The sequence below is a fragment of the Chryseobacterium sp. GW823-FHT05E08 genome, from assembly GCF_058795655.1.
Genome location: NZ_JBXAHY010000001.1, coordinates 480,921 through 500,519, shown reverse-complemented (window position 1 = coordinate 500,519; position 19,599 = coordinate 480,921). Strand labels below are relative to the sequence as shown.

Sequence of the window (19,599 nt, the reverse complement as noted above, 5' to 3'; positions counted from 1 at the left end):
TATAAAAAGTAGAACTGGTATTAAAAATACAAATGGTTTCTTTTTGCAAACTCCTGTAAATGATTCAATTAGTTTAAAATAATTTAAAAACCATTCAAAAAAGAAAAAGATAATTATAATATTTACTAATGTCAGAATTAATTTTTTATTCATTTCTTAAATCACTTCATCAATATTGTAATTTTTATGTTCTCTATTCGTTCTAATGATCATTTCTCCTAAAAATCCTGCAATAAATAGCAAAGTTCCCATAATCATCATCGTTAAAGCAATGAAAAACCACGGATTATTGGTGATTAAATGACCATAAATTCCTCTTGCAACATCAATTAATTTTGAAACTCCTAACCAGACTGCAGAAAGAAAACCTAAAATGAACATGATTGTTCCTACTGCTCCAAAGAAATGCATCGGTCTTCCGCCGAAACGACTTACGAACCAAAGCGTTACCAAATCCAGAAAACCTCTGATAAATCTTTCTGTTCCGAATTTTGAAGTTCCGTAAGGTCTTGCCTGATGTTGAACTTCTTTCTCAGTAATTCTTCTGAAACCTGCATTGGCAGCCAAAACAGGAATATATCGGTGCATATCTCCATACACATCGATTGTTTTTACCACCTGTTTTTTATAAGCTTTCAAACCACAATTGAAATCATGAAGCTCAACCCCAGAAACTTTTCGGGCAGCTGCATTGAATAATTTTGACGGAACATTTTTCGTCATCACATTATCAAAACGCTTCTTTTTCCAACCGGAAACGATGTCGTAATTATCTTTAATTACCATGTCGTACAATTCAGGAATTTCTTCCGGAAAATCCTGTAAATCAGCATCCATTGTGATAATTACATCTCCGTTTGTTCTTTCAAAAGCTGCATGAAGCGCCTGAGATTTTCCGTAATTTTTGGAAAATTTAATTCCATGAATCTGAGGATGCTGGATCTTCAAATTCTCAATAATATTCCATGATAGATCCGTACTTCCATCATCCACAAACCAGATTTCATATGATAAACTGCTTGTTTTACAAACATTATCAATCCTCGAAAAAAGCTCTTCCAGAGAGTCTTCCTCATTAAGTAACGGAATAACTATAGATAGATTCATTTAATTTTAATAAAAAATTATTCTTGATTTATTGGTTCCTCGTGAACACTTCTTGTTCTGAAAAATGCTCCGAAAAACAAAGACAAAACTACGTAAAATATAAGAATTGCCGCAAAATATCCTGAAAAATGACTTGCCGTAAGCATATCTTTTCCTTTCACAGCTTCCGGTGTAAAACTTGGAAGTCTTTCTTTATATTTTTGTTCTAATTCGTCAATATCTTTTTGATGCTTTAAAATCTTCTTGGCAGACAGATATTCTTTGTCCAATTCCGATTTTTGTCTTTGAACATATTGGTAATTTAACAACTTTTTTGCATCTGTATCAACAAAATTTAAGAACGAATATATGCTGAAAATTGAAAGAATCCCTCCAATAAACATCGGGATAAATGCTCTTTTAAAAGCTTGTCTGAAATTTAATCGGTGATCATTCCAATACACTTTTACTGACCAAAATGCAGCTCCGGCATATAAAACTGGTAAAACGAAAGCATTGGCTTTCAGCGAAATATCGAAATAATGTATTCCTGAAAAGAAGTAATATACTATGAAAAAAACGATCATAGTGGCTATAAAAAGTATAATTCCTATTGTAGTTGGACTTTTCGTCATGTTTAATTTTTTAGAAATTTTTTGAAAAATTATTAGTCTAAATTTCAGCAATTTAGCTTCAATAAAGGATTTTTCAGATTATTTTTCTTTGATTTTATTTTGAAGTTTATAAAATATTCCTACCTTTGCAACGGCAAGTCCTAAACAACCAGCTCCCGAGAACCCTCCAGGGTGGGAACGCAGCAAAGGTAATTGGTCGTAGCGGTGTGATTTAGGTAGCTTGCCATTTTTTTATTTTTAAGTTGAACAGAGGTAATTTTATAATTATCTTTTTTTGTTTCTATACGTTTCAACATTTCAATCTTCATTTTCAAATTACCTTTTATCTTTACTTAAAATTCGAACTCCTCTCCTAGTTTAGGCAAAACAAGTTCTACATTTTTATCTGCAAAATGCTTTAATGCACTTTCGTGATTAATTTCAATTGCAGGGAAAGTATCAAAATGACATCCGATAACCTTTGGCGTTTTCAATAATTCAGCTGCTGCGAAAGCTGCTTTTCTTGGACACATTGTGTAGTGACTTCCGATTGGTAAGATTGATAGATCGATGTTTCCGAAAAGTCTCGGGAATAACTCCATATCAGCCATTACACCTGTATCTCCTGCCATATAAAGGTTTTTACCTTCAGGTAATCTGAAAATATATCCTACAGGAACACCTCCATAGCTTCCATCAGGGAAAGAACTCGTGTGATGAGCCGTTACCATAGAGATTTTAAGATCGTCGATTTTTGCCGATCCTCCTAAGTTCACATCGTCTTTATTTTTAGCTGTTTTAAAATATGCACAAACTTCCGGAACTCCAATTATCGTAGCATCTGGGTGAAATTGTAAAACTTCTTCCACGTCTGCAATATGATCTCCGTGCGCATGAGTTAATAAGATATAATCAATTTTTTGAGCTGAAATATCAAATCCCGATTCTGCTTTTTTGTAGTTGTAGAAAGGGTCACTCAAAATAGTTTTGTCTTTATAATTGAACAAAAAACAATTTTGTCCTAAGTATTGTATTTTCATTTCTAATTTATTTTTTAATTTTTATTTAAACTTTAAACACAAATAACACTAATTTCTTCACGAATAACACAATTAAAATATTAGTGAAAGTTCGTGTAAATATTGGTGTTATTTGTGTTTTTTATTTAAACGCAAAGTGCGCTAAGATTTTTAATAAACTAAATGTTTTTAAGTTCGCAAAGGCGTTAACACTTAGCAAAGATTAGACGTTTATTTAAAGAAGTTAAGTCCAATTGCTGTAAGAACGGCCATTGTAAATGTCAGAATTCCAACTTGTTTTAAGAATGGATCTAATTCTTTAGGCTCTTTTACGGCCATGATTTTTCTTCTCAGTTTTGCAAACGGAATCAATAAGATCATCACGATGAAAACGTAATAATTTTGATTCTGAATGAAACCATTTAATCCTAAAAATATCATAATTAGAATCAAAGGAAGCTGCAATAAAATCATTTCATAAATCATTGCATTTTTGAAACCTATTCTTAATGCAAAGCTATTTTTTCCTGATAATCTGTCGCTTTCTATATCTCTCATATTGTTAAGATTAAGAACAGCCATACTCATCATTCCAACTGCTGTTCCAGGTAATAGCATATCCCAGCTGAACGATTTTGTAAACAGAAAATAACTTCCGCAAACTGAAACTAATCCAAAAAAGATAAACACGAAAAGATCTCCCAATCCCATATATCCGTAAGGTTTTTTTCCAACTGTGTAACCAATTGCCGCTAAAATACTTGCTATTCCCAGTCCTATGAAAATGTAAAATTCATTCATATATTTTGGAATGAAAGCAATGTATAAAAGTGCAATCGTTGCTACAAAAGATAAAACTGAGAAAAGAATCACCGCATTTTTCATTTGTTTTGCCGTAATTCTTCCTGAAGCTACTGCTCTCGATTCTGCTTCTTTTGCTCTTTTTGCATCCGTTCCTTTTACTCCATCACCATAATCATTGGCGTAGTTTGAAAGTACCTGATACAACAAAGTAACGACAAGTGCCAGAGCAAAAATTTTCCAGTCCCAAATTCCACCTTCTCCATAAAGCCTCCATTTTGCAATGAAAGCTCCCATGATAATTCCGCTTAAAGAAAGCGGTAATGTTCTTAGCCTTGCGGCTTTTATCCAATCCGACATAATTTATAAGTAATGTGTAATTGGTAATAAGTAATGCCAATATTGCTCATTACTTATTACCAATTGTTTATGTTAAGATATCCATTGATCTTTTCCGAAGTCCGGTTTTCTTTTTTCTAAGAATGCATTTCTTCCTTCTTTTGCCTCTTCCGTCATGTACGCCAAACGGGTTGCTTCGCCTGCAAAAACCTGCTGACCAACCATTCCGTCATCCGTTAAGTTCATGGCGAATTTCAGCATTCTGATAGAAGTTGGAGATTTAGCTAAAATTTCCTGAGCCCATTCGTAAGCAGTATCTTCTAATTCGTCGTGAGGAATTACAGCATTTACCATTCCCATTTCCAACGCTTCCTGAGCAGAGTAATTTCTACCTAAAAAGAAAATTTCACGGGCTTTTTTCTGTCCAACCATTTTTGCTAAATAAGCTGAACCGTAACCTCCATCGAAACTTGTAACATCAGCATCCGTCTGCTTGAAAATAGCATGTTCTTTACTCGCTAAAGTAAGGTCACAAACCACGTGAAGTGAATGTCCGCCACCCACAGCCCATCCCGGAACAACCGCGATAACAACTTTCGGCATAAAACGGATCAAACGCTGAACTTCCAAAATATTTAAACGATGTCTGCCGTCTTCACCAACATACCCCTGATGTCCTCTAGCTTTTTGATCTCCTCCACTACAGAAAGCCCAACCTCCATCTTTAGGACTTGGTCCTTCACCCGTAAGCAAAACAACGCCTATTGACGAATCTTCTGAAGCGTCATAAAAAGCATCATATAATTCGGAAGTAGTTTTTGGACGAAAAGCATTTCGAAGCTCCGGTCTATTGAAGGCAATTCTTGCTACACCATTACATTTTTTATAGGTAATATCTTCGTATTCTTTGACGGTTTTCCACTCGATCATCTTGTAAAAATTTTTCCCAAAGATACGGAATTACAGAGAATTTTAACATTGATTTTTGATGATAATCATTGGAAAGTTTGTTGAATTTTTTAGGTTGAAATTTATATTTTAAATTGGTTTAGATAAAATTAGTTTTAACGCAAAGAGCGCTAAGTTTTCTTTAAAATATTGAGGATATTTTCGATCGCAAAGGCGTTTCACTCAGCAAAGAAAAAAGATAGATTTCACCTTCGTCGAAATGATAGAAATTGTCTTATTTTTTTCTCCCACATATTTCGCAGATTTACACAGATGATTGTGTTTATTTGTGAAAATATTTATGGTATTTTTCGTTTTAAATTAAGTTTTGGCTAAAGCCAGATTGAATATTATATATTTTTTAAACAGGCTTTAGCCCGTTCCTATTGATACATTTTAATGATTTAATTAAAAAAATAGATCCTTCACTTTGCTTTCGCTTTGTTCTGAATGATATGAAAAATTTTCACAAAAAAAACCGGAACAATTTTGTCCCGGTTTAATTTCTACCTTTAAGGTTGAATTATTATTTTGCTTTAGCGTTAAGTTCAGCTTCTTTAGCTTTCATTTCAGCAGCTTTAGCTTGGTTTTTTGTGATGTTATAAATGTCTTTCAATGTAGAAACAGCATTTAAATCATTTGGTGTTGCCTGATACCATTTTTCTGCAGATGGTATCGCTTTTTCAAATCTAGCTTTTCTTGCTTCAATTAATTTAGTAGCATCGTCCGGTTTCGATTTTCTAAGAGCATTAATTTCTTCTACAGCCTTAGAATCATCTCCAATCGTTATTAAAACTAAGTTTTGGTATGCGTTTGAAAAATCAGGCTTAAGCTCAATTGCTTTTTTGAATGAAGCTTCTGCATCAGCAGTTGTGGCAGGATCTTTAGACTGTAAAACTCCTAAATTATACCAATTTGTAGCATCATTAGGGTTTTTAGCCAATTGTTCTTTCAAATTCGCCAAGAACTTATCATTATTACCTGATTGGTAATATGCTGTTCCCTGATATTCTTTTAATTTAGCATTATTAGGATATTTAGCCAATCCTTTTTCAATGATAGCTACTGCTTCGTCATTCTTTTTAGCATTTAAAAGTAGTGTTGACAAAGTTTCATATAAATCCGGTTCTACACTTTTAGTCTGCTCAGTCTTGAAATCAGAATAATCTTTTGAAGAAGATTTTTTCAATAATTCCCAAGTACTTTTATCGTAATTAGCAACCTGCCCTGATTTATTATCTTTTGCAGTATATGTTGTCTGAACTCCAGTGTATCCTGAATTGATCAATTCTGTATAGATTTTAATCGCCTCATCACTGTTGTTTGCCAAAGCATAGCTTAATCCAGCATAATACATATACGTTTTATCATCCTGACCATTAGTTTTCAATAAGTTATAAACTTCTAAAAACTTAGGAGCCGCAGCGGTATAGTTTTTCGCACTGTATGCATCCATAGCTGCTTTGTTAGCAACTTGTAGCTTAGCATTTGCATCTTCTTTTTGTCCGAAAACTAAAGCTGATGCTACGATAGCCATACCTAAAATTAGTTTCTTCATAATCACTATTTTATATTAATTGTACAATTTTATTCTTCAGAATCAGAATTCTCTGTTTCCCCGGTTGTAGGATTTTCATTTTCAACCTGAGGTGCTGTATTGTCTTCTTGGTTATCAGCTACAATTTCACTTCCTTCTTGAATTTCTTCAGAATCTTCTTCTACATCTTTATCCATCGCTACTTTTGCAATGGCTGCGATTTCGTCATTTTTCTTAAGATTGATCATTCTTACCCCTTGAGTATTTCTACCCATTACTCTCATTTCATCCATATTCATACGGATGGCAACACCAGATTTATTGATAATCATCAACCCATCGTCGTCTGTTACGTTTTGAATGGCAATCAGATTTCCTGTTTTTTCAGTAATATTTAAGGTAATAACTCCTTTTCCTCCTCTGTTGGTAATTCTGTAATCTTCTACTGCAGTTCTCTTTCCGTATCCTTTTTCAGAGACTACAAGAACCGTTTCATTTTCTACATCGTTCACAACAATCATACCAATAACCTCATCGCTATCTTCCATCGTGATACCACGAACTCCGATAGATCCTCTACCTACTTCTCTTACTTTTTCCTCTGGGAAACGGATACATTTACCATTTTTAGTAGCGATCATAATCTGAGAAGTTCCGTTGGTTAAATACGCACTTAACAGTTGATCATTTTCTCTAATTTCAATAGCGTTGATACCATTTACTCTCGGTCTAGAATACGCTTCAAGAGATGTTTTCTTGATCGTACCGTTTTTAGTAATCATCACAACGCTCATTTGATTGATATAGTCTACATCTTTCAAGTCGTTGGTTCTGATATATGCTTTGATCTTATCGTCCGGTTCGATGTTAATTAAGTTTTGAACGGCTCTACCTTTAGCGGTTTTAGACCCTTCAGGAATTTCGAACACTCTTAACCAATAACATTTACCTTTTTCTGTAAAGAACAACATGTATTGGTGATTGGTCGCAGAAACAATATACTCTAAGAAATCTGAATCTCTTGTTGTAGCCGCTTTGTTTCCTACACCACCTCTACTTTGAATTTTATATTCTGAAAGCAACGTTCTCTTCACATAACCTGCATGAGAAATTGTAAGAACTACCGCCTCGTTCGGAATAATATCTTCGATAGACATTTCTCCTCCTGAATAATCGATTTCAGTTCTTCTTTCGTCTCCGTATTTTTCTTTAACCTCAGCTAATTCATCCTTAATGATTTGGAATCTTCTAGGTTCATTTGCCAAGATATCTTCTAAATCTGCAATTTCTTTCATGATTGCATCATACTCATCACGGATCTTATCAAGTTCCATTCCCGTCAAACGAGCCAAACGAAGATCAAGAATTGCCTGAGCCTGGATATCAGAAAGTTCAAATTCCTGAATCAACCCTTCTTTTGCACCTTGAGGGTTTGCACTGTGACGGATGATAGCAATCGCTTTATCTAACGAATCCTGAGTTCCGATCACCTTCATGAATCCTTCTAAGATATGAGCTCTTTCCTTCGCTTTTTTAAGCTCGTACTGAGTCCTTCTTACAATGACAATATGTCTGTGCTCAACGAAGTGGTGAATGATATCTTTTAAGTTTAATTGTTCCGGTCTACCGTGTACCAAAGCAATATTATTAACACTAAAAGATGTTTGAAGTGACGTATATTTATATAATAAGTTCAGAACAACATTAGGAATTGCATCGTTTTTCAATTCATAAACGATACGAAGACCATTTCTGTCTGACTCATCTCTGATTTCGTAGATTCCTACAATCTTGTCGTCTTTTACCAATTCGGCTGTTCTGGCAATCATTTCAGCCTTATTAACCTGGAAAGGAATTTCAGTAACGATAATTGCATTTCTGTTATGTACTTCTTCAAAGCTTACTTTAGCTCTAAGAACTACTCTACCTCTACCTGTATGGAAAGCATCTCTTACACCATCATAACCATAGATAATCCCTCCTGTAGGGAAATCGGGAGCAATGATGTGTTGCATTAATTCGTCAATCGTAATATCTCTATTGTCGATATATGCACCAATAGCATTTACAGCCTCAGATAAGTTGTGAGGAGCCATGTTTGTTGCCATACCTACTGCAATACCTGATGTTCCGTTAACCAAAAGGTTAGGGATTTTTGTAGGCATAACTGTAGGTTCAGTTAAACTATCATCAAAGTTATTCTGGAAATCAACAGTTTCTTTATCTAAATCTGAAAGAATATCATCAGAGATTTTTTTCAATCTTGCTTCCGTATAACGCATTGCTGCAGGCGGGTCACCATCCATTGAACCAAAGTTACCCTGACCATCAACCTGAGGATAACGTAAACTCCATGGCTGAGCCATTCTTACCATTGCATCGTATACTGAAGAGTCTCCGTGCGGGTGATATTTACCTAAAACATCCCCAACAATTCTCGCAGATTTCAAATATTTTCTATTAGAAAAAACCCCTAATCCATACATACCATACAGCACTCTTCTATGAACGGGTTTCAAGCCATCTCTTACATCAGGTAACGCTCTTGACACGATAACCGACATCGAATAATCGATATAAGATGACTTCATTTCATCAACAATGTTGATAGGAATCAGTCTTTCTCCTTCTTTTTGCATAAACAAATTTTATTATAATGATATTCAGACCATTAGCTGTGAGTCTGAAAATTATCTATTTTGATTTTTTATTAACGTGCTAATTTACGAAAAATTTGTCGATTTTTGCCCTAGAATTTACCAACAAAATCTTAAAAATTCATAAAATATGAGCGTATTAAGTATAACTTTCCACTGCACAAAAGATAATATCGAAAAATGGGAAAATTATATGGATGAAACATTGGTTTTAATGACTGAAAACCTACTGGATGTAGACAAATATATCCTTTCTGAAGTACACAGCGATTATATCGAAGATGGAAAAAATTACAATCTCCTTTTGATGTTCGATAATGATGATGTCCGAAATGATTTTATGGAAAGTGAGCTTTTAAATATCACTGAAATCGTTGAAAATAAATTTGGACAGGAAGTAATGATCTTTAATACTTTTTTAAATCCGAAGAAGTCTAGATTTTAAAATTGAAATTAATAGTAGGTTTTGGCTAAAGCCAATTCTGAAGATGATTTTTTATCTTAAACGGGCTAAAGCCCGTTCCTATTGATACAATTATTGTTTTAAATTAAACATAAAACAAAAGCACTGAAATTATCAGTGCTTTTTATTTTATAATCTTACGACAACTACCGGTCTAGACGGTGCGTAATGTCTTCTGTATTCTCTGTGATGAGAATATCTATGAGGTCTTACCGGTCTGTAATAATGTCTGGGTTTATAATAATGTCTTGCAGGTCTGTGATGCCTGTAAGCAACAGGTCTGTAATGCGGTCTCGGCCCGTGATAATAATGTTTCGATGGTCCGTGGCCTCGATGATGACGTCCTTTTTGTAGGGGTGATGCTTGATAATAAGCAAAAGAAAAAATCAGTAAGAAAAATCCTACTATTTTAGTTAGCATTTTCATAAATCAACTATTTTCAAATTACGATATGAAAACTTGCAAGTCTGATGCCAATAACGCTTTATTATTTGATTCTATATAAATTTTAAGAAACTTTATAATTTTATCGACTTAAACCTAATCTAAGAAATTATTTCGCTTCTTCTTTCATACGAGATAAGATCTTTCCACTCTCCGTTTAATTTTGCGATTTTTTTATGGAGACCAACGTTTTTAAAGCCGTTTTTTTGATGAAATCTGATCGACGCTTCATTTTCGGGGAAGATGTTAGCCTGTAAAGTCCAGAATCCGTGGTTTTCGCTATCCAAAATCATCTTTTTAAGCAAAACTGAACCTAAACCTAGTCCCTGATATTTATTGTCCAAATAAATACTCACATCTGCAACGCCTTTAAAACATTCTCTTTTACTTACATGTTTTAGGGCACACCAACCAACCACTTCATTATTTTCGTTTTCCAAAACCCATCTGCAGTCGTTAAAAAACTCTGTATTCCATACTTCTCGATTGGGAACTTCTGTTTCAAAAGTAGCCATACCACCGTCTATTCCCTGCTTGTAAATTTCCAGAACTTTTGGTTCGTCATCGGGAAGCATTTCTCGTATTTCGTAATTCATTGTATTTAATGATATTTTCTTTTATTTTTCCTTTTAATTCTGGAATAATGCGTCTGCTTATCTTTTTCATCTTCTGAAATTACGCTGATATTTCCGTCAACTTCAAGAATAGATAATTTTACATTTTTAATTCCGTCAACACCGTGTTCGCGGACGGCTTCTTCAAGTTCATCTATGGTTATTTTAACATCATCTAAAGCTTTTTCATCTACCTTACCGTCCTTCACCAAAATTACAGGATCTGCTTCCATAAAACTTTTGAATGATTTGTTGGCAAACATTAATCTTTTTACAATAAAATTGGCTGCAAAAAGAACCAAAGCCGCAATTAATCCTCCTTGTAAAGAAGTATCCTGCCCTACCATTGCATTCTGAACCGCGTTGGAAATCAGCAACAACAAAACCACGTCTCCTGCATTAAGTTGAGAAAGCTGATTTTTACCAAACAACCGAATGGCTACCATCATGAAAAGGTAAACACATAGCGAGCGGACAACTACATCTAGAATGGGATTCACAAGAATTTATTTATAGTATCAAATGTATTGATTTTTATGATTTGCTTTGATAATAATTTCAAGTTTAAAGGAATTACTTTAGTTTTAAATATAAACATTAAATTTGCCGTCAATCAGGTCATAGATGATGAAACATTTAAAGGGATTAGATACATTAAGAGCATTAGCCGCGACAATTGTCGTGGTGGATCATGTTGAAATCATCAAAAAAGACAACGGGATTCGTAATTTTATTGATAGCCCTACCCTAATCTATCCTGACGGTCATCTTTCTGTAATCCTTTTCTTTGTTATCAGTGGTTTTCTTATTACTTATTTGTTATTAGCAGAACAGGAAAAAAGCGGTGGCATAGATCTCAAAAACTTCTACATGAGGCGGGTTTTAAGGATTTGGCCTTTGTATTATTTGGTTTTATTTCTGTCTTACATTATTTTTAGTCCGGATTATTCTTTGAGCAGAATTTTATTGCCATTATTTATATTTCCCAATGTAGCTTATGCGCTTAAGAAAACATGGGACATCAGCCCGCAGATATGGTCGATAGGCGTTGAGGAACAGTTTTATATTGTGTGGCCATTAATTTTCATGTTTATTTCAAAAAGGAAAAAAGCATTAAATTATATTATTGCATTAATTGCATTTTTTACGCTTCTTCCTTTTGGTCTAAAGTTTATTAATCAGATCTTTTTTAAAAGTGAAGAAATTTATATTCTGATTAGTCGATTTTTTTATGGAACAAAATTTAATTGTTTAGGACTTGGAACTTTGATTGGTTTCTTATTTTTTAGAAATAAAGAATACATTAATAAAATCTTGTTTAAATATAATTTCTTAACCATAATTTTAACCTTGCTTCCATTCATTTTATGGTTTTTTAAATTTGGAACCAATCATTTGAATGATGAAATTTATGCCGTGCTTTTTGCTTTTTCAATTTATAATATTGTTCAGCATCCCAACATAAATATTGACAATAAGGTTACAAGATTTTTAGGAAAAATATCTTACGGAATTTATCTTTATCACTGGATTATTGTTATTTTATTGGTAAAATACATTCCGAAAATAGATAATAGTTTTTTATATAATACTGTATTATATTCTACCATCTTATCTAGCACGATCTTTATCTCATGGATATCTTTTATAACGTATGAAAAATTTTTCTTAAACCTTAAAAAGAAATATGAAGTCGTAAATAGATAAAGTATTTTGTATATGATTGTTGGCATAAGTTTTGAAATTCTTTTTTCGAAAAAATTAAAGAAAACACACAAATTATGAAGCAATTATTTTTTTACCTAAGTATTTTTCTGCTTTTAACAAGCTGTATAAAAAACGAGCCCAAACCCAAGGCATTGGGAGCTGATGCCGAGATCACTCAGAAAGTAAAAACCTTGTATTCCACTTATGGAAAGTCGAGTGATGCAATTTATAACAAGCCCATTCCCAAAGACCTATTCTCGCCTGAGCTTGAAAAAACTTTTCAGGAAGCAATAAACACTTCAAAAGCTGATATTGAGAAAGTAAAAAAGAGTGATCATCCTACAGATAAGCCTTTGTTAATGGAAGGATCGATGTTTACAAGTCTTTATGAAGGATATACGACTTACAAAATAAAGTCAATTCAATTAATGGAAAACACAAAACCTTTGGGTATGGCTGCTGATGTTACCATTGATTTTGAAAACTCACAAGTTTCTCCAAAAATTACCTGGAGCGACACTGTAAATTTAATAAACGCCCTAGACAGCGGATGGAAAGTTGATAATATTACTTTTTCTGAAAAGTTTGGAGGAAAAAATGATTTACAATCTAATTTAAAGAGTTTTATTTCTCAAGTTAAAAAATAGATTTACATTTTCAACATAAAAAAACTGCTTAATTTAAGCAGTTTTTGTTTTTTAAGGACATTGAGCAATTGGAACCTCGCTGCATACTGTCTGATTTAATCTTTCACAGTACACGCAATACTTTTTTGGCTGCCCTCCGTACACTGATTTTAGTTCTTCTTTGTTAAGTTTCTTTAAATTTTTCATATCGTTTTAATTTTGTTGGTTAAAGTTAAAACGAAATTCATACTCGATTATTACAATTTTATGTTTAAAATTTTCACTATTTGCAGTTTTAAATAATTAATTTCATTGATAAAAACAAAACCACACAAATTGATTGTGTGGTTTTTATATAAAAAGATTTTATGAATATTATCTGTTGTTGATGTCTACTTTTACAGGCATCACGTAGGTCGAAGCGATCATATTTTCATTAAGCTTTTTGCTGTCAATTTTATATTGAAGGTTGCTTAATACTTTTTCAATTTCTTTACTTACATTTTTGCAATCTCCTTTAGAATGTACATTTACAATCTTTCCGTTTTCTGCAACGTCAAACTGTACCTGAGAATTCACAACACCTTGCTTGTAATCAGAATTTGTAAAGTCGAAATTATCGATCAAAAGATTTCTTATCTCACTGAAAGCATCATTCTTATTCAGTTGTACTTCCTGAATCGTATTATTTGAAGTGGTCTGAGCTTTAACTGTATTTACAACTGCCATAAATCCACAAACGAAAACTGTAGCAACGAATATTTGAATTTTATTTTTCATAACTCTTTGGTTTTAAATATTATATTAAACTTATTTTGTATCTCTTGACCAAAGGTATTAAAAATAATTAATACTAAATTCACATGCTGTTAACATTGGGTTAATATTGAAATATAAAACATTGATTATCAGTTAAATAAAATTTTAAAATAATTGAAAATTTAACATTGGGAGTTAATATTGAGTATGAAAAAGGCTAAACATTGTCTGTTTAGCCTATATTTTAAAATTATAAACCTTCTATAATCCTCTTACTATCAATTTCATCTAAAATAAATTTTGCATCACTTTCATTAATGTATTTATTTTCATAGAGCCAATGAATTCTAGAAATTTGTACATGAGCAGGAATTAAATTATCAACTTTATAATAGGTTTTTAAATAATACTCTTTCTTGCATTCTTTAATTCTGAGAATAAAAGAATCAACCTCTTCCATTTCTTTTTTTCTGTAAGAAAAAATAATAGGCTTTGAAGCTGTAAGACTTTTAGAATTTTCCTTTCTGAATTCATTATTACATATACCACCTACAATCAAAGTAGGAAACAATGCAATTACAAAAACGATCATGCCTATTGAATAGGAAAGTTGATAACTATCATTAATAAAGATAGTTAACAATATCGAATTAAATACCATAGAAATGACTATTCCAATTAATACAGAATCTTTCTTTTTTCTAAATACAGTTTCATCATCCTGAATATCAGAAAAATAGGCCTTATATTCATTTATTTCTTTTGCAAAATTATTTTTTATAAAAACTCCGTCTTCCTGAATTTCAAAATACTTTGAGTTTCTTCCATCTTTTTGTGCTAATGTGTTCATGTATTAAGATTTACTCCAATTCCCTCTTCAAAAACTTCCCTGTCAAACTCTTTTTAGACTTCACAATTTCTTCTGGAGTTCCTTTGGCAACAATTTCACCACCATATTTCCCTCCTTCTGGTCCAACGTCAATAATATGGTCTGCTAATTTTATTACATCCATATTATGTTCAATAATAATAAATGAGTTTCCTAGTTCTACCAATTGGTTGATTGCTTCCATTAGAATTTTAACGTCTTCAAAGTGAAGTCCGGTTGTTGGCTCATCGAGAATGTATAATGTATTTCCGGTTTGTCTTTTTGCTAATTCTGTCGCTAACTTGATACGTTGAGCTTCTCCACCGGAAAGAGTTGTCGATTGTTGTCCTAAAGTAATATACCCTAAACCAACATCCTGCAAAGTTTTCACTTTAGCAAAAATCTTTGGAATCGGCTGGAAGAAATCTACTGCCTCATCGATTGTCATATCCAACACATCAGAAATAGATTTTCCTTTGTAACGAACTTCCAATGTTTCTCTGTTAAAACGTTTTCCGTTGCAGGTTTCGCAATGAACATACACATCAGGCAGGAAATTCATTTCAATGACTTTCAAGCCTCCACCCTGACAGGTTTCGCACCTTCCGCCTTTTACGTTGAAAGAAAATCTTCCCGGCTTGTAACCACGGATTTTACTTTCCGGCAATTCTGCAAAAAGATTTCTGATGTCTGTAAACATTCCCGTATAAGTTGCAGGATTTGAACGAGGTGTTCTTCCGATCGGAGTTTGGTCTACATCTACAATTTTATCGATGTTGTCAAGACCTTCGATTTTCTTGTAAGGTAAAGGCTCCTGAACCGCTCTGTAAAAATGTTTGTTAAGAATCGGATACAAAGTTCCGTTGATCAGGGAAGATTTTCCGCTTCCTGAAATTCCTGTCACAACCACTAATTTTCCTAACGGAATATCAAGATTAACATTTTTAAGGTTGTTTCCTGTTGCTCCTTTTAAAACTATATTTTTTCCATTCCCGGCTCTTCTTTCGCTAGGAACTTCAATTTTTCTTTTTCCTGTAATATAATCCGCTGTTATTGTATCGGCTTTTAATAAATCTTTTGGTTTTCCCTGCCAAAGAATCTCGCCACCGAATTTTCCGGCTCTTGGACCAATATCTAAAACCTCATCAGCTTCAAGAATCATATCTTTGTCGTGTTCAACAACCAAAACAGAGTTTCCAATGTCTCTAAGATTTTTTAATGAATTAATTAATCTTTCGTTGTCTCTCTGATGTAGTCCAATACTTGGTTCATCTAGGATATATAAAACGTTCACCAACTGAGAACCAATTTGTGTTGCCAAACGAATTCTTTGAGATTCTCCTCCAGAAAGCGTTTTTGAACTTCTACTCAAACTTAAATAATCCAAACCAACATCCAATAAGAATTGAAGTCTGGTTTCGATTTCCTTTAAAATTTCATGAGCGATGATTTTATGTTTTTCGGAAAACTTATCTTTAATATCAGCTAACCAATCTTTCAGGTCGGCTAAACTTAATCCGTTAACCTCAGCAATATTTTTTCCATCAATTTTAAAACTTAAACTTCCCGGCTGAAGACGAGCTCCATTACATGATGGACAAGTTTCTTCTGTTGTGAAATGCCTTTCCAATAAAATCGCTTCGTAAGATTCTCTTTCATCAATCATTTCTTCCATAAAAGGAATCAAACCATCAAAACTGACCTTTATCTTCTTGGCAATTCCTGCATATTTCAGATCTTTATTGAATTCTTTATGACAACCATTATATATATAGTCTAATGCTTCCTCAGGAATATCTTTAAAAGGAGTCGTTAAACCAAGTCCGAAGATCTCAAGAATACTTTTGATCTGAGACAAGATCCATTTATTAGACTTAATATCTTCCAAAGGAAGTAAACCTCCCTGATTGATCGATAATTTATTATTTTCAACAAAATAATCGGTGTTGATTTTTTTGATTGTTCCTAAACCTTTACAATCCGGACAGCTTCCTTTCGGTGAATTAAATGAAAAAGTATTGGGTTCTGGCAACGCTAATGAATGTCCAGTTTCTGCATCCATTAAGTTTTTTGAGAAATATTCAATTTCCGTACTTCCCAACTTCTGAATTCCGATCAGCCCTTCTCCCATTTCCGTTGCTGTACGTAATGATTTTTCCATTCTGCTTTCGGAAGCACTTTCTCCGATGATCCAACGGTCGATTACGATGTCGATGTCGTGGGTTTTGTAACGGTCAAGCTTTAAATCATATTCAATATCTTGTAATTCTCCGTCGATTCTTGCCTGTCCGTATCCTTTTTTAGCCATCTGAACAAAAAGTTCGTGGTAATGACCTTTTCTGGAACGTACAACAGGCGCCATCAACATTAACTTCTCCCCTTTATAATTTTGTTTGATCGTATCTAAGATCTGATCTTCGGTATAGCTTACCAATTTCTTTCCTGTAGATAATGAATAGGCATCGGAAACTCTCGCATACAAAAGACGAAGGTAATCGTACAATTCTGTAACGGTTCCTACTGTTGAACGCGGATTTTTGTTGGTCGTTTTCTGCTCAATTGCAATTACGGGCGAAAGTCCTTCGATTTTATCTACATCAGGACGCTCCAAACCTCCCAAAAACTGACGGGCATATGCTGAAAATGTTTCAATATAACGACGCTGACCTTCTGCAAAAATAGTGTCAAAAGCCAATGAAGATTTTCCGCTTCCGGAAAGTCCGGTAATTACGACTAATTCATTACGAGGAATTTTGACATTAATGTTTTTAAGATTATGCTCTCGTGCACCGTAAACTTCTATATATTCTTTTGATTTACTCATAATTTGATGTGATCTTACCTGAAAATCACGCTGTGCAAAATTACGGAATTTTATGGAATTTTTTGTGTTAAAAAATGTTAGTTTATCAACTGTAAAATAGATAAAATCTTTTGTTTTAAAATAAATTTCACATATTAAAAGTTCAAATAAGCTTATTGTTTTTAAATTTACATTTATTAATCCAAAACCATGAACAGGCTAAGAGAACATATCGAGGAAATAACCCCAATTACAGAAGAAGAGTTTGATTATATTAAAACATTTTTCACTCTAAAAAAAGTCCGTAAAAATCAATTCCTGATTCATGAAGGTGATGAAGTGAAATTTGAATTTCTTGCCTTAGACGGAATTTTCAAAGTCTTTTATATAGATGAAGACGGAAAAGAACATATTCTACAGTTTGCGAAAAAAAATTGGTGGATGACAGATTATATAGGATTTTTTAAACAAAATAATGCCACCATGTTTGTAGAATGCCTAAAAGATGGTGAAGTTGCGTGTCTTACTTTAGAAGGTAGAGAAAGGTTAGCTTCAGAATTTCATAAAATGGAAAATTTCTTCAGAGTAAAATTGACAAACGGTTACATCGCTTTACAACAAAGAATAACTCTTTTACTATCTTCCACACCTCAGCAACGATATGAGGAATTTTCAAAACTATATCCTGACCTCATCTCGCAAATCCCTAAAAAGTATATTGCGGAATATTTGGGAGTAAGCAGGGAAACATTAAGCAGATTATATTCCAATAATAAATAAACTTACATTAACCGCAAAAGAGACAAAAGATTAGCACTTTAGTTATTTTAAGTTCATCATTAAGCTGCAAACAAGAACACAGAAGTTTTAAAAATCTTTGATTTTTTTATTCTTTTGAGAACTTTGATTTTCTAATAATTAATTTATCCAAATAGCTTTTGTCCCTTTTGTGGTTAAAATTATATAGTTTAAACCAATTTATTACTAAGTGTGATTTCGATCACACTTTTTTTGTGACTTTGCTCCTTCTGTTAAGGCATTGGATCGACATACATTTGCTATAGAAATTAACACAATTTCAAAAAGATCAATCCAATTATTTAATAACAAAAAAATTTTAAGTCATGAAATCAAAAATCTTAATCATTGTTTCTAATGCCAACACCATCGGAACAAATAACAGAAGAACAGGTACATTTTTATCTGAAGTAGCACATCCTTACGCAGAATTTGAAAAAGCAGATTATCAAATTGATTTTGCAAGCCTTACCGGTGAATCACCATTTTTAGATGCTTTAAATTTAGCTGACGATCCTGATAACTTAAAATTCTTAACAGGTAAAGGTTGGGAAGATATGCACAAAGCTTCAAAACTATCTACGGTAGATGTAAATAATTATGATGCTGTTTTTATCCCCGGAGGTCTGGCTCCTATGGTAGATATGCCTGAAAATTCTGAACTTAAAAAAGTAATTGCTGAAACTTTCGAACGCGGTGCTGTTGTTGGCGCAGTTTGTCACGGTCCCGTATCTTTATTAAATGTAAAATTAAGCAATGGTTCTTATCTCGTAAACGGAAAAAACATTGCATCTTTTACAACAGAAGAAGAGGATAATTATGCAAGAGAAGATGTTCCTTTTGATCTTCAGACTGCATTGACAGAACAAGGTGCTATTTTTCATGCTGCCGAAGCTTGGTCTGCCAACAGTATTACGGATGGAAATATTGTAACCGGACAGAATCCTGCCTCTGCAAAAGGTGTTGGTGAAAAGATTGTGGCAATTTTAGAATCTAAAAAAGTATTTTAACCACAAAAGTTACAAAAGCCATTAGAATAAATTAATCATTAAAAAATCAAAGATTTTTAAAACTTATGTGTTCTTATTTGTAGTTTAATGATGAACTTAAAATACTAATGTGTTAATCTTTTATCTCTTTTGTGGTTAAAACAAAATATTAAATATTAAATCTAAAGAAAATGAATCAGAAAGCTGTTTATGTATACGCCAAATGGCAAGTGAAAGAAGGGAAGCTGAATGCTGTACTGCAAATTATGAAAGAAGCCGCTCAAAAAAGTAGTCAGGAAGAAGGAAATTTGTTTTATAAATTACATCAAAGCAAATCCGATGAAAATACATTGATTTTATTTGAAGGATATAAAGATGAATCTGCAGTAGAAATTCACCGTAATTCTGAACATTATAAAAGTTTGGTAGCAGAGCAAATTATCCCTTTGCTTGAAAATAGAGAAGTCATTCTTATGGATCAGCTTTTTTAATGATTCTTTAAAAATAAAAATTCCGGAAAACTATTG

General features: G+C 33.0%; 20 protein-coding genes and 1 other RNA gene. 7 read left to right on the top strand and 14 right to left on the bottom strand.

Features of this window, described 5'->3' with window-relative positions:
* Positions 1–156: 156 nt before the first annotated feature.
* Both AC1Q7L_RS02340 and AC1Q7L_RS02335 read right to left on the bottom strand, forming a co-directional pair.
* A complete protein-coding gene (locus AC1Q7L_RS02340; RefSeq protein WP_066758222.1) occupies positions 157–1,107 on the bottom strand; it encodes a glycosyltransferase family 2 protein in 951 nt (316 codons plus the stop codon).
* A gap of 17 nt (positions 1,108–1,124) precedes the next feature.
* Positions 1,125–1,721, bottom strand: coding sequence for a DUF4199 domain-containing protein (locus tag AC1Q7L_RS02335; RefSeq protein ID WP_410690650.1), 597 nt, complete (start codon positions 1,719–1,721; stop codon positions 1,125–1,127).
* A 131-nt stretch (positions 1,722–1,852) separates the two neighbouring features.
* Here AC1Q7L_RS02335 and ffs point away from each other — a divergent pair.
* Positions 1,853–1,950, top strand: an RNA gene (ffs, locus tag AC1Q7L_RS02330) — signal recognition particle sRNA small type.
* A 103-nt stretch (positions 1,951–2,053) separates the two neighbouring features.
* Here the strand turns inward: ffs and AC1Q7L_RS02325 are convergent.
* From AC1Q7L_RS02325 to gyrA, 5 genes are all read right to left on the bottom strand, one after another.
* Entirely contained in the window at positions 2,054–2,740 is a 687-nt protein-coding gene (locus AC1Q7L_RS02325) for a metal-dependent hydrolase (RefSeq protein WP_492305595.1), read from the bottom strand.
* 210 nt (positions 2,741–2,950) lie between these two features.
* Positions 2,951–3,880, bottom strand: a complete 930-nt coding sequence (menA, locus tag AC1Q7L_RS02320; RefSeq protein ID WP_492305596.1) for a 1,4-dihydroxy-2-naphthoate octaprenyltransferase — start codon at positions 3,878–3,880, stop codon at positions 2,951–2,953.
* A 72-nt stretch (positions 3,881–3,952) separates the two neighbouring features.
* Entirely contained in the window at positions 3,953–4,789 is an 837-nt protein-coding gene (locus AC1Q7L_RS02315) for a 1,4-dihydroxy-2-naphthoyl-CoA synthase (protein WP_073294135.1), read from the bottom strand.
* Between the two features lie 544 nt (positions 4,790–5,333).
* Entirely contained in the window at positions 5,334–6,365 is a 1,032-nt protein-coding gene (locus AC1Q7L_RS02310) for a tetratricopeptide repeat protein (RefSeq protein ID WP_492305597.1), read from the bottom strand.
* A 29-nt stretch (positions 6,366–6,394) separates the two neighbouring features.
* Complete coding sequence (gyrA, locus tag AC1Q7L_RS02305) at positions 6,395–8,983, bottom strand: DNA gyrase subunit A (RefSeq protein WP_492305598.1); 2,589 nt, start codon at positions 8,981–8,983, stop codon at positions 6,395–6,397.
* 148 nt (positions 8,984–9,131) lie between these two features.
* Between gyrA and AC1Q7L_RS02300 the strand changes: the two genes are divergently transcribed.
* Entirely contained in the window at positions 9,132–9,446 is a 315-nt protein-coding gene (locus AC1Q7L_RS02300) for a DUF4286 family protein (RefSeq protein WP_410690657.1), read from the top strand.
* A 147-nt stretch (positions 9,447–9,593) separates the two neighbouring features.
* Here the strand turns inward: AC1Q7L_RS02300 and AC1Q7L_RS02295 are convergent, their stop codons facing one another.
* From AC1Q7L_RS02295 to AC1Q7L_RS02285, 3 genes are all read right to left on the bottom strand, one after another.
* Positions 9,594–9,890 (bottom strand): hypothetical protein, encoded by a 297-nt coding sequence (locus AC1Q7L_RS02295; protein WP_410690658.1) that lies wholly within the window; start codon positions 9,888–9,890, stop codon positions 9,594–9,596.
* Between the two features lie 119 nt (positions 9,891–10,009).
* Entirely contained in the window at positions 10,010–10,504 is a 495-nt protein-coding gene (locus tag AC1Q7L_RS02290) for a GNAT family N-acetyltransferase (RefSeq protein WP_492305599.1), read from the bottom strand.
* A gap of 5 nt (positions 10,505–10,509) precedes the next feature.
* On the bottom strand, positions 10,510–11,022 hold the full coding sequence (locus AC1Q7L_RS02285; protein WP_410690660.1) for a DUF421 domain-containing protein: 513 nt from the start codon (positions 11,020–11,022) through the stop codon (positions 10,510–10,512).
* Positions 11,023–11,149: 127 nt separating this feature from the next.
* Between AC1Q7L_RS02285 and AC1Q7L_RS02280 the strand changes: the two genes are divergently transcribed.
* Together AC1Q7L_RS02280 and AC1Q7L_RS02275 are read left to right on the top strand one after the other, a co-directional pair.
* Positions 11,150–12,229: an acyltransferase family protein gene (locus AC1Q7L_RS02280; protein WP_492329372.1), complete on the top strand. Its 1,080-nt coding sequence runs from the start codon at positions 11,150–11,152 to the stop codon at positions 12,227–12,229.
* A 74-nt stretch (positions 12,230–12,303) separates the two neighbouring features.
* Positions 12,304–12,876 (top strand): hypothetical protein, encoded by a 573-nt coding sequence (locus AC1Q7L_RS02275; RefSeq protein ID WP_492305601.1) that lies wholly within the window; start codon positions 12,304–12,306, stop codon positions 12,874–12,876.
* Positions 12,877–12,927: 51 nt separating this feature from the next.
* Here AC1Q7L_RS02275 and AC1Q7L_RS02270 read toward each other — a convergent pair whose 3' ends face one another.
* From AC1Q7L_RS02270 to uvrA, 4 genes are all read right to left on the bottom strand, one after another.
* Positions 12,928–13,062 (bottom strand): bacteriocin-like protein, encoded by a 135-nt coding sequence (locus AC1Q7L_RS02270; protein WP_082891208.1) that lies wholly within the window; start codon positions 13,060–13,062, stop codon positions 12,928–12,930.
* A gap of 168 nt (positions 13,063–13,230) precedes the next feature.
* Positions 13,231–13,635 carry a hypothetical protein gene (locus tag AC1Q7L_RS02265; protein WP_492305602.1) on the bottom strand — a complete coding sequence of 135 codons (405 nt, stop codon included), beginning with the start codon at positions 13,633–13,635 and terminating at the stop codon, positions 13,231–13,233.
* 229 nt (positions 13,636–13,864) lie between these two features.
* Positions 13,865–14,464, bottom strand: coding sequence for a hypothetical protein (locus AC1Q7L_RS02260; RefSeq protein WP_492305603.1), 600 nt, complete (start codon positions 14,462–14,464; stop codon positions 13,865–13,867).
* Positions 14,465–14,474: 10 nt separating this feature from the next.
* The gene (gene uvrA, locus AC1Q7L_RS02255) at positions 14,475–17,306 is read right to left on the bottom strand and encodes an excinuclease ABC subunit UvrA (RefSeq protein WP_492305604.1); all 2,832 of its coding nucleotides are present in this window, start codon (positions 17,304–17,306) and stop codon (positions 14,475–14,477) included.
* Positions 17,307–17,495: 189 nt separating this feature from the next.
* On the opposite strand from uvrA, the gene AC1Q7L_RS02250 reads away from it, so the two are divergent.
* The 3 genes from AC1Q7L_RS02250 (at position 17,496) to AC1Q7L_RS02240 (ending at position 19,563) form a co-directional block, all read left to right on the top strand.
* Positions 17,496–18,065 carry a Crp/Fnr family transcriptional regulator gene (locus AC1Q7L_RS02250; RefSeq protein ID WP_492305605.1) on the top strand — a complete coding sequence of 190 codons (570 nt, stop codon included), beginning with the start codon at positions 17,496–17,498 and terminating at the stop codon, positions 18,063–18,065.
* 344 nt (positions 18,066–18,409) lie between these two features.
* Positions 18,410–19,093 carry a type 1 glutamine amidotransferase domain-containing protein gene (locus tag AC1Q7L_RS02245; protein ID WP_492305606.1) on the top strand — a complete coding sequence of 228 codons (684 nt, stop codon included), beginning with the start codon at positions 18,410–18,412 and terminating at the stop codon, positions 19,091–19,093.
* 170 nt (positions 19,094–19,263) lie between these two features.
* Positions 19,264–19,563 (top strand): putative quinol monooxygenase, encoded by a 300-nt coding sequence (locus tag AC1Q7L_RS02240; RefSeq protein ID WP_492305607.1) that lies wholly within the window; start codon positions 19,264–19,266, stop codon positions 19,561–19,563.
* Positions 19,564–19,599: the final 36 nt, after the last annotated feature.